Source organism: Bacteroides sp. 1_1_14 (genome assembly GCF_000162515.1).
Classification (GTDB): Bacteria; Bacteroidota; Bacteroidia; order Bacteroidales; family Bacteroidaceae; genus Bacteroides; species Bacteroides thetaiotaomicron.
This window is the reverse complement of the sequence record NZ_GG774717.1, coordinates 1-9,945: the sequence shown is the minus strand read 5'-3', so window position 1 is coordinate 9,945 and position 9,945 is coordinate 1. Positions and strand designations below refer to the sequence as shown.

Annotated in this window: 14 protein-coding genes and 1 pseudogene; 3 read left to right on the top strand and 12 right to left on the bottom strand. The window is 50.8% G+C overall.

The window, feature by feature from the left end:
- Positions 1-29 precede the first annotated feature (29 nt).
- Positions 30-416 carry a hypothetical protein gene (locus tag HMPREF9007_RS00830; RefSeq protein ID WP_004295441.1) on the top strand — a complete coding sequence of 129 codons (387 nt, stop codon included), beginning with the start codon at positions 30-32 and terminating at the stop codon, positions 414-416.
- 53 nt (positions 417-469) lie between these two features.
- Here the strand turns inward: HMPREF9007_RS00830 and HMPREF9007_RS00835 are convergent, their stop codons facing one another.
- The 9 genes and pseudogenes from HMPREF9007_RS00835 to HMPREF9007_RS00875 all read right to left on the bottom strand — a co-directional run bounded on the left by HMPREF9007_RS00835 (position 470) and on the right by HMPREF9007_RS00875 (position 4,879).
- Entirely contained in the window at positions 470-673 is a 204-nt protein-coding gene (locus tag HMPREF9007_RS00835; RefSeq protein ID WP_004295440.1) for a hypothetical protein, read from the bottom strand.
- Positions 657-836: a hypothetical protein gene (locus tag HMPREF9007_RS00840; protein WP_004319137.1), complete on the bottom strand. Its 180-nt coding sequence runs from the start codon at positions 834-836 to the stop codon at positions 657-659. The genes HMPREF9007_RS00835 and HMPREF9007_RS00840 overlap by 17 nt, the downstream gene beginning before the upstream one ends.
- Before the next feature lie 4 nt (positions 837-840).
- Positions 841-1,107 (bottom strand): hypothetical protein, encoded by a 267-nt coding sequence (locus HMPREF9007_RS00845; protein ID WP_008763822.1) that lies wholly within the window; start codon positions 1,105-1,107, stop codon positions 841-843.
- A gap of 46 nt (positions 1,108-1,153) precedes the next feature.
- Complete coding sequence (locus HMPREF9007_RS00850) at positions 1,154-1,471, bottom strand: hypothetical protein (protein ID WP_004295436.1); 318 nt, start codon at positions 1,469-1,471, stop codon at positions 1,154-1,156.
- Between the two features lie 41 nt (positions 1,472-1,512).
- Positions 1,513-1,839: a hypothetical protein gene (locus tag HMPREF9007_RS00855; protein WP_004295437.1), complete on the bottom strand. Its 327-nt coding sequence runs from the start codon at positions 1,837-1,839 to the stop codon at positions 1,513-1,515.
- A 40-nt stretch (positions 1,840-1,879) separates the two neighbouring features.
- Positions 1,880-3,164: pseudogene (locus HMPREF9007_RS28125) on the bottom strand (PcfJ domain-containing protein).
- 2 nt (positions 3,165-3,166) lie between these two features.
- Positions 3,167-3,577, bottom strand: coding sequence for a PcfK-like family protein (locus tag HMPREF9007_RS00865; protein WP_009132163.1), 411 nt, complete (start codon positions 3,575-3,577; stop codon positions 3,167-3,169).
- A 45-nt stretch (positions 3,578-3,622) separates the two neighbouring features.
- A complete protein-coding gene (locus HMPREF9007_RS00870; RefSeq protein WP_007559037.1) occupies positions 3,623-4,615 on the bottom strand; it encodes a hypothetical protein in 993 nt (330 codons plus the stop codon).
- Positions 4,616-4,627: 12 nt separating this feature from the next.
- The gene (locus HMPREF9007_RS00875; RefSeq protein ID WP_004303766.1) at positions 4,628-4,879 is read right to left on the bottom strand and encodes a hypothetical protein; all 252 of its coding nucleotides are present in this window, start codon (positions 4,877-4,879) and stop codon (positions 4,628-4,630) included.
- Between the two features lie 542 nt (positions 4,880-5,421).
- Between HMPREF9007_RS00875 and HMPREF9007_RS00880 the strand changes: the two genes are divergently transcribed.
- Both HMPREF9007_RS00880 and HMPREF9007_RS00885 read left to right on the top strand, forming a co-directional pair.
- Positions 5,422-5,715 (top strand): helix-turn-helix domain-containing protein, encoded by a 294-nt coding sequence (locus tag HMPREF9007_RS00880; RefSeq protein ID WP_004319131.1) that lies wholly within the window; start codon positions 5,422-5,424, stop codon positions 5,713-5,715.
- Entirely contained in the window at positions 5,712-6,023 is a 312-nt protein-coding gene (locus tag HMPREF9007_RS00885; RefSeq protein WP_004295430.1) for a helix-turn-helix domain-containing protein, read from the top strand. The genes HMPREF9007_RS00880 and HMPREF9007_RS00885 overlap by 4 nt, the downstream gene beginning before the upstream one ends.
- A gap of 33 nt (positions 6,024-6,056) precedes the next feature.
- On the opposite strand, the gene HMPREF9007_RS00890 is transcribed toward HMPREF9007_RS00885, so the two are convergent.
- Genes HMPREF9007_RS00890 through HMPREF9007_RS00900 form a run of 3 tightly spaced genes read right to left on the bottom strand, consistent with a single transcriptional unit; the run spans position 6,057 to position 8,995 of the window.
- A complete protein-coding gene (locus HMPREF9007_RS00890) occupies positions 6,057-6,422 on the bottom strand; it encodes a hypothetical protein (RefSeq protein ID WP_007559043.1) in 366 nt (121 codons plus the stop codon).
- Between the two features lie 28 nt (positions 6,423-6,450).
- A complete protein-coding gene (locus HMPREF9007_RS00895; RefSeq protein WP_007568639.1) occupies positions 6,451-7,740 on the bottom strand; it encodes a site-specific integrase in 1,290 nt (429 codons plus the stop codon).
- 31 nt (positions 7,741-7,771) lie between these two features.
- Positions 7,772-8,995: a site-specific integrase gene (locus HMPREF9007_RS00900; RefSeq protein WP_004303751.1), complete on the bottom strand. Its 1,224-nt coding sequence runs from the start codon at positions 8,993-8,995 to the stop codon at positions 7,772-7,774.
- Positions 8,996-9,945 lie beyond the last annotated feature (950 nt).

The following is a 9,945-nucleotide window of genomic DNA, read 5'->3' as shown; positions in this document are numbered from 1 at the left end:
GTATTTGTCTGAACCTAAAGAAAAGCGATATGGAAACGAAATCGACAAATGAGGTAAAGGGTGATTACGACCGGGTATCGGCGAGTGAATGCCTGGGGTCGCTAATCGAGTTGCACGGGATTGTCATGGAAGACGATCTGTTCGTCATTCCCGATGCGGATGGCACGGCAGTATTATACAATGACGGGAAGATACGTTTTGACGAGATCGCCGACATCGAGGTCGGCTCGGTGTTCGTGGGCATCCTGCTCCGCAACGGCTATCTGTTCTACCTTTCCCGTACCGAACCGCTCAAGACGTGCATATACACGCATGGCGGGTGGGGTTCAATCTCTGAAATTTCTCCCCGTGGCATTGCCGGACATATCGGGCGTGAACTGCACGGGAAGCTGGGCGACCATACGGCGGTCGATTGACGGGAAACAAAAAAATCGGACGGTTGTCGTCCGATTTTTTTCGCGTCGTATTTTCACGGCCGTTGCCTGCCGTGTTCCCGTTTCCGCCTTTGCAGGGCGAGCAGTTGCCGCAACATGTAGGCATGGTTTTCCCCCACGGTATGCCCCGAGGGCATCAGGTAGGGACTTGCGAGGCACTCCCGGCATTGGCGTACCGCCTCTTTTAAGTCGGTAACGGTTATTTCCGCTCCCGTGATGTCTTTAATCTTTGTTTCCATTCTTTTCTTGTTTTTTGGGTTCGTACCAACTGTCCCGGTAATTTTCTCCCACGAGCGAGAAAATTCCGCTCATGCCGCTTTCAGCGGCGAAATTTTTGGCTTCCCATATACCGGAAAACTCTCCCAGCAGCCGGTAGCCGATGAATAATTTGTACTTGCGCATGATTTTATCGTTTTTCCAGGTTGATAATCGGTGTGTTCTTTTGCAGCCATTCCTTTATGCTGTCCATGTTGTATTCGGATGTGATAACCGCCGTTCGGTCGTCGATTTCGGTGAAGCGCGTAGTTTCATACCCGTCGATCCACTGCTTCAGCGTGGCAACGCCCCACACCTGCGGGTCGTCGAACATGGTGTTGAGCCGCCCGATACCCTCGCCGAAGGTTACGAGCAGCGTTTCATAGGAGATTTCCTTGTTTACTTCATTCGTTTTCATATTCTCGCTTTTTACGGGCGGCTTTTGCCGCCCCGAAATTTTTTAATCAGACAAGTTCCACTCTAACCCTGCTCATGTTCGCCCAGAACACGCCGTTGCAGTAGTAGGCGTAGCCGTTATGCCAGTTGCTCCTGCGGCGTATCACGTCCTGCTCGGGTGGTCGTATCTCGATACTCGTGGTGTAGATGTTGTGTCCCACGGTAATGACGAGGTTGCACCTTCGCCATATCTCGGAATGGGTTTTGAACCCGTTTTTCCCCTCGACGAGCGCAAGGGCCGTCTTGACTGCTTCCCGAACTTCCCAATCCCACTCCCCGAAGGGTTTGAGCGGGCGTGCCATGTAGCTTTTATAGATGATTTTCATTGTTATATTTTTTTTGTAGGGCGGCTTTCGCCGCCCCGATTTTATAATTCGACAATCCTTTCCACTCTGCCGTACAACATGGAGCGTATGCTCGTCTTGTCCACGCCCTTGTATTCCGTGTAATGCCCGTACTGCTTTACCACGAATGTTTTCAGTACATCGACAAAGTTGAAACGATACCCTAAAAGCGGAATGGAGTCCTTGAAATAGGTGTTATGGTTTACCTCACGGGTAATCCAGTCTTTCTCCTCACGGGTGAGCGTTCCCCCGTCATTGAGCCGTTTGCGTAATATGTACGCTTTTGAGCCTGCAAGGCTTTCGAGTGCGGGAACGTCCCACGACACGAATTTATATGCTATTTGGTTCATTCTATTTTGTTTTTGCGGGCGGCTTTCGCCGCCCCGATTTTTATGCTGTCATTCGTTTCCGTATAAGGGACATGTTCCCCTTCATCAGTTTCAGTATTTGCCCGTGGTATGGGGTATTCTTGTTACACACGCCACGGCTCTGCACGACCTCCATGCGTTTTAGGGACACCTCTATCGTTTCGATACGTTTGCCGTCGATTGTGGCCGAGAGTATGAGCGAGTCGGCTTTCAGATAGTATTCGTTGGTAAACACGCAATGGTGCATGGCCTCGCCCTCCTGCCGTATGGCTTCAACGCTGTCCAATACCTTGATGCAGATTTCCCCGTCGGAAAACTCCACTCCGAAAAACCGCCCTTTGGCTTCGACAAACGAGGCTTCCTGTTCCAACGCCTTGCGCCGTTCCTCCTGCCGCCGTTCCATTTGCATGTGCCGCCGTTTTTTTAGCCATGTAGAGGTCATGCGCTGCGGGCAGGTCTGCGGGACACACGAAATGGGCGTTATGCAGGTCTTTCCCGAAAAATCGCAGCAGGTCGATGTAGTCGCACCATTCCGTCGGTTTCCCGATAGCGTACCCGTTACGGATGGCGATACGGATGGCCGGCCAATAGTCTGCGATATTGCGGGAGGAACGGGCGAAAAATCGCACGAGTGCCGTTTGTCCCGCTTTAAGCAGCGTTTCGGCCTTGTTCTCCGAGAGCAGCAGGTGGATAAGGTCGAAAGGGGTTACATCGGGGAGTTGTTTACCGTAGCCGCTTCGGCGCAGTTCGGGGATAAGCCGTTGTCGGGGATAGATGCGTGTGGGCGTGATGTTGTATTTCCCGTCGTTCTCCGCCCGCAGTTCCAATGCGCTCGACCAACTCCACCCGTGAACGAAGAAGCCCATCGGGCGCAGCCGTGCGAAGGTTGCGGAGCGTCCGTCGGGGGCAATCCACCGCTGTACGGCTTCGATATGGGTGTAAACGGGCGTCTGTCCCACTTTCGCCCAACACTCGATATAGACGAAGCGCAGGACTTGAAAACCCTTGCAGCGGGTTACGATGCACAAATACTCGTAATCGTTGAACTTGCGGCGCAGGGTGGTTTCCACTTTCAGCGGGGTGTGGCAGTGCGGACACTCGCACCCTAACAGATTGTCCGTGAGTTCTCCGTTTTCGCTCTGCCACGTGTGGCCGCACTCGGTGCAGGTGATAAGTCCTTTCGGCGTGCGGCGTCCGATATGCTCGATGCAGTTCTTGTACCCCCATTCGATTTGTGCGGGGGTAAGCGGCGGCAGGTGTTTACTTGCCGCCACAACGCTCTGTTGGAATTTTGTTCTCGGTTTCATAACTAAAATAGACTGGGCATTAGTTTGTTATCTTCGATTTTCTTGGGTTTGGACTTGGCTTTCGCCAACTTGGCGTAGGCTTCGCTCTCGGCCTTCCGTATGGCGTTCCGCCGTGCCTCGGCTTTTTCCTCCTCGGTCAGTTCAACGGTGTGATTGACCACTACCTTGCAACTGACGGGTTTGCCGATGTCGATGTCCTCCTCGTCGTAATAGTGGAGTGCCATAGAGTATATTTCCTCGTCGGCAAACCCGTTGCAACCGCTCTGCCGTACTTGGTTGATGATGAAAGTGCAGCAATCGTCAATGTTCTTTTTCGGGTTGGCGTATCGGGGTGCGAAAAGTTCGTCCTCCCGTGCCCGTGCGTCGAGATAGTTCTGTATCGTCAGTTTGAAATAATCTGTTCCTTGTGCCATGATTTTTTGGTATTGTGGGGCGGCGAGCCGCCCCGTGTTCAACATTTATTCGTCCTTTCCGAGAAGCCGCCGCACCTCGTCCTCTTTGGTCTTTTGGAAAATCCATCCCGCTCTCTTCTGCCCGTCATGCGTCAGCCGTGCGTTGAAGCGTCCCCCGAGTGCGTGAAGGGCGTCCTTGACGGGCTTGGTGTCCCCGAATACGGCTATCGCCTTCTCGGAATAGTCCACGATGATAAACCCGCCTTGCACGCTCGTTTCAGTGCGTTCCGCCCGTTTTTCGTCTTTCGGCTCGGGCAGACATATATTCTCCTCGTTTCCTGCGATATATGCCAGCCTGTCGATGTACCCTTCACGTGTGTAGTGGGTCAGTTTGCAGACACTCCACCCGTATTTCGGACTTTTGCCGAGCGTGAAAACGGGATAGCGGTGTTCGTTCTTGGGGTCGTATTCGGAGAGGTGCGCCGTTTGCGGGAAATTGGCCGCCGCCTTTCTCAACTCCCCGAAGCCGTTGCGGGAGGTGGCCGAAAAGCCGAGAATGACGGTACGCACGCTTCGGGTGGTCGAACACTCGTAAGAGGGGTCAGTGTATTCCGTTTCGTTGAGTTCGGCGATGATTACGCCCTGCACCCCTTCGGGCATGATGCGGCGTAACCTCTGCGCTCCTATTTCCGCTATGCGGTCATGCTCGGCTTTCTCTTTGGCGGCGGCGATGGCCTGCGCCGTGGCTTGCTCTTCCGCCTGCCCCACGAGCAAAGCCACCTCGAAAGCGTCCATGAACTCGGGGTTCACGTCGTCGTAGTACCTGCCGATACCGAATGTTTGCGAGAGGGGTCGCAGAATGTCCGTTTGGCTGATTTCCTTTGTTTCGGTATCGACCATGTGGTACACGTAGCCACGGGCGGTGTGTTCCACCTTGTAAACGACGTAACGCTTTCTGCTCGCACCCGCACCGATACCGATGATTACCTGGTTTTCCTTGACTACCTGCACCCGTGTGTCCGTGGTAGTCGCTCCGAATAATGAAATGTACTTTGTCATACCTGTAATAATTTAGAAGATGTGAGTGAATAGGAAATAGAAAAAGCCGGTTAGAGCCACGAGAGAAACAAGGCAGGAGAAAATGCCCCGCAGGATGTCATAACAGAACGTGAAGCCCAAAACGACCCAAATAAAGTCGATACCCCACACGTGGAAGCCCAAAGCCACCGCCCCGACCTTTACCGCCAACCCGACCTTTGCCTTTATGCCAAGTGGAAGGTTGGAGGATTTCTGTTTCCATTTATTTTTCTCTTCGTTTCTCATAACCTTTGACTTTTTTTTTATGCCGTAGCGGAGCCGGTATGGATGGAATCTGTTTCGGTAGCATCAAAAGGTGTCGGGGATAGCTGCTGCAAGATTTTGTCGGAAAATACGCTCGCCCGCAGGGAAAGAGGAAGATTTTGCGGCAAACCGCCCCGCGGCCCGATCTTGCAGCAGCGTGAGCCCCGTAACTACCTTTGCTACTGACAACAGATTTCCATACCGCGCTCCGCGGCATGAAAAAAAGAGAGGAAAAGGTTATGGGAGAGAAACGGGGAGAAAACGATATGCCGTGAACGCTCGCGAAAGTCGGTTCACGGCTCACCCTGCATGGAATGATAAATCGCCCGCGAACATTTCCTTTCACGGGCGATTGGCGTATCGGAGCGTGCCGATCCCGTATCGGCGGAGGATCGTTTCCGCCGGACGTGGCGCCACTCGCTGCCACTTTTAAGACGGATACGTCCATATACCACTGGCTGATAACAAGATACTGTTCATTTGTGTACTTTTGGGCATCCGGGAAACAAAAAATGAAACAGAACATGGAAATAATAAGTATGGACGTGAAGGCTTTCGACGCGCTGGCAGGGCACGTGGAAGCCATTGAAAGAAAAGCCGAGGCGTTATGCCGCAGGCAGGAGGACGTGAGTTTGAAAAAATGGCTGGACAACCAGGATGTCTGTGACGTGCTGGGGATATCGAAACGTACCCTGCAAACCTACCGGGAGAAAGGGTTGCTGCCTTTCAGCCGCATCCGTCACAAAATCTTCTACAAACCGGAAGATGTCGGGAAACTGCTGCAATCGTCGCACTATCCTAATACCGCCGCGTTATGAGCCATTATTTCATCGACAAGCACGATCCGCGTGTGGCGGATCTCTTCCGGCGTTTGGAAAAGGCCGGCAAGGCACTGGATAAACTGGAATCCTCCGGAGGCCGGACACTCAAGGGAGAGCGGTTCGTCACCGACGAGGAATTGTCCCGGCTGCTGAAAATCAGCAGGCGTACATTGCAGGAATACCGCACGGCGCGGATCATTCCCTATTATTTGATTCAGGGCAAGGTACTATACATGGAATCCGAGATACAGAAATTTCTGGAAGATTCCCGGAAGAAATGTATCGGGGGACAGGAATGGGTATAAAAGAAGAACGGCCATCACGGCCGTTCTTCTTTTTCAGTTCAATATCGTGTTCATGCCGGGGAGCTGCCAGACGACGGCGGTCGTCGTGGCCCTTCGGACAAGCCACCGTCGGAAGGCTTCGGCATTCCCGGATTTTAAGCGGAAAGCCAGCGCGGCGATCATTTCGAGCGAATACAGCTCGACAATACCGCCGTCACGGTTGCGCTCCCGGCGGTAAACCCGCTCCTCACGGAGTATGCCGCTTTTGAGTATGGAGCGGATGTTGCTCCCCACGGCAGGAACGAAGACTCCGAACAGGTCGGCAATCTGGTGGCGCGTGAGCCATACACGGTTCTCCGGCGTGTGGATTTCCACCCGCCCGTTTTCAATGCTGATAGGTTCTCTTGTCGTCATAGTCATACAAATTTATCAATTTTTGTTATACTGTTCAACCGTTTACCGTTATAATATCTGCCGTTTCCGGTTCGTCCTCCTCGTAGAGATTTATTTTCCGGCCTTTGGTCTGTTCTTTCAGACGTTTCATGTCCTCGTCCACCTTGCGGTCGGTCACTTTGGCGTAAATCTGCGTGGTGGAAATGCTCTTGTGTCCCATCATGCGGCTGACAGTTTCGATAGGCACACCCAGCGAGAGCGTGATATGTGTCCCGAAATTGTGCCTCGCCTTGTGAAAGGTCATGTCGAAGCCGTATGTCCGTCCCAGTTCTCTGGTGAGCTTGATGAGATACCCCCGGCAATAGAGGTTGAAAATCCTGTCGCTTTTACGCTCGTGGCGGTATTTCTCGATGATCTGCAACGGCACGTTCAGCAGGCGGATGGCCGAGGGCGTTTCGGTCTTCTGGCGCCGGATGTGTATCCAGTACGTTCCGTCGTCCGACTGCGTGATGTCTTTTTCGGACAAGCGTTTCAGGTCGGCGTAGGACAACCCCGTGAAGGTAGCGAAGAGAAACCAGTCCCGCACCCGCTGGAGGTTGGGTTTACCGACGGGAGTTTCCATCAGTTTTTTGAGGTCTTCGAGTTTCAAATGGCGGCTCTTGCGCCGGGGCAGTTCCGGGTGCAGCTTCCCGTAAGGGTCGCGCCGGAGTGTACCCTGACTGACAGCCCGCTTGGTCATTTTTTTCAACCGGTAAAGATGCTCGTGTACTGTCTTGGGTTTCATTTCACGATCTGTACGCAGGAATATTTCAAAATCATCGTAGAACTCCCGGTCAAGGCTCCGCAACGCTACATCCTCCTTTTCCTTCCTTTTTTTCACGAAGGAGGCTAAAATATTATAGGAGTTCTCGTAACTTTCATAAGTTTCTTCCTTGCGATCCACGCCGACACGCTTGCGGAACTCCTCGTTATGCTCGCGGAACAAGGCAAGGAGGGTGAACGGTTTCTGCCCGATTCCTTCCACGGCGTTTTTGACCAGCTCGGCCGTCACGAAACCGAGGCTTTTACGAATATGACGGTAATGTCCGGTGATTTTTTCGGTCAGTTTCTCTATTGCCTGGTTTACCGTTCGGGCGTTCTCGCTTCGTCCGTTCGCCCTTTTGGTTTCCGGATTCCAAAGCGATGGATCGACAAACGCGTTGATATTGATCGGGGCCGACTTGGCGTCGATGCTTACCTTGCATAACAATTTACATGTTCCGTCCTTGCGGACTTTCGTGCGGTTGATGTAGAACAGCAGGGAGAACGTGCTGCGGCGTTTTATCTCTTTATTATTCGTTTCCATAATCGTTGTGAATTTGATTGTCAATGATAGATTAAATAGCTACGGAGAAGCGGCCGGCAATCTTTTCCTCTAAAGACCGGGTATCCATGTCGATCTTGTCATCGGTCACTTTGGCGTAAATCTGCGTCGTGGAAATGCGGCTATGCCCCAGCATTTTACTGACGGTTTCAAGCGGGACACCATGCGAAAGCGTGATCTCGGTGGCGTAGGTATGGCGTCCGCAGTGAAAGACGAGTTTCCGTTCAATTCCGCAAATGGCGGCAATACGTTTCAGTGTCCGGTTGAGTTCGTTGTTGCTGTACATCGGCAGCAGTTTTCCTTCCGGGGCCATATCCCGGTACTTGTCGAGGATGAGCAACGGTATGTCGAGCAACGGCACTTCATAGTCGATTTTCGTCTTCTTGCGGGCGGTCTTGATCCATACCTCACCGTCCTCGGCCACTTCCAGATCCTCCGTCGTCAGGCGGCACATGTCCCCGTAAGGGATACCCGTGTAGCAGGAGAAGAGGAACAGGTCGCGGATATGGTAGAGTTTCGGGTCGTGCAGGGGTGTGGTCATCAGCCGTTGTAACTCTGCGGCGGTAAGGTATTTCTGTTCCCGCTCGGGATGTTCGGCTTCATACCCCGCGAACGGGTCGGCAGTGATAATCCCTTCCGCGATGGCTTCCCCGACAATCGTGTTCAACCGTGTGACAAGCAACACGATAGTTCCCAGGGCAAAGCGGCGCTCCGTGCGTAGGTAGAGGTCATAGTTGTCGATGAATGAACGGTTCAGGGCCGTGAAAGGAACATCCGACAACTTGTATTTCTCCTGGATGAAAGCAGCCACACAGTTACAAGCATAGCGGTAAGATTGTGCTGTTCCCTTTTCCCGGTTCACGCCGACACGTTTTTCGAAATGTTCGATGAACGTCCGGAAATAACCCAACAGGGTTTCCTGCCCGAAAGCCGTCCCCAACAACAGATTCCTTATTTCTTCAGCCGTTACATTCTCACGGGTGGCTGACAGTTCGTCATAAATGGAAATGGCTGAAGCTCGCAAATCGTCCAGTTGCCGGTTGATTTCCCGCGCGGCGTTACTTTTACCCGTGGCACGTCCGGATGCCCACAGTGCAGCGGGTACGGACATTTTCGCACTAAAAGCCGCTTCTGAAAATTTGCCGACAACAAGTTTCGCCATGACCGGGCAATGTCCCTCGTCATTCATTTCGCTCTTTTTGAGGTAGAACGTAACCGTTACATCCGTCTGTTTCATAACTCTATTTTTTTTTATGTTGCAAAATTACTTGATATATAGCTATTTACAGTTATGAAAATTATAGCGGAACAAAGAATAAAACCCCGGATGCCGGTAACATAACCTGTATTTCCATGAAAAACGGAAAAAAACGGTTATCTTTACGGGCAAAATATAGGGTTCTTTGCATGGTGAACGGTAAAACCGCAGGTGGTCAAGCGTTATTTTGCCGGATTATCCGGGGCTAAAAAAGGTAACGGATAAGTAGCAAATCTTTCTCTTAACCTTTCATTATCCTGCATTTTAGCGATTTGGAAAGGTATAGAAGAATTTGGCTTAACTCTCCTCAATACCAAACACTTACTTTATTTATCCAAATTTTGCCGTTTTTTTGCGAGTTCTTCGTATATTTGGAGGAATATAAAACGGAATAGTAATGATAGGATATATAAAAATTATAACATAAGTTCAATAGGTGGATGTGCAGAATTGCATAGCCAGGATAACGAATGGGCAAGAAACTGCGAAGGTTCTTGCCCATTTTTGTTATAATAATTCTATTGAGGCCGCTGGAAACGCCTAAAAATAGTTTATAATAAACTTGGGGACCGTTTATAATAAACTCTCTCGTTATTTATTAAAAACGATGAAGGAGTTTATTCGATTCCGGGGGTGTAGTGTAAGAAAGGGAGAAAACTTTTTTTGAGTAAAGTTCTCTTCCTTTCTTTATGTGGTAAAAATATGATATATTAATAGGACTGTTTTGATAGTGGTGATTTGTTTACAAACGAGCGCTTCTATCTGTAAGAATCTCTTTTTTCGTTAGACTTTTTGGATAATATTGTTTCTTTCATTTTGGTATTTATTATATACGTATTAATGTGAGTATATTTTTGGGAGGATTGTTTGATCGTTTATAATACAAAGATATGGATAAAATGTGAGTGTATACTGGTTATAGTTGAAGT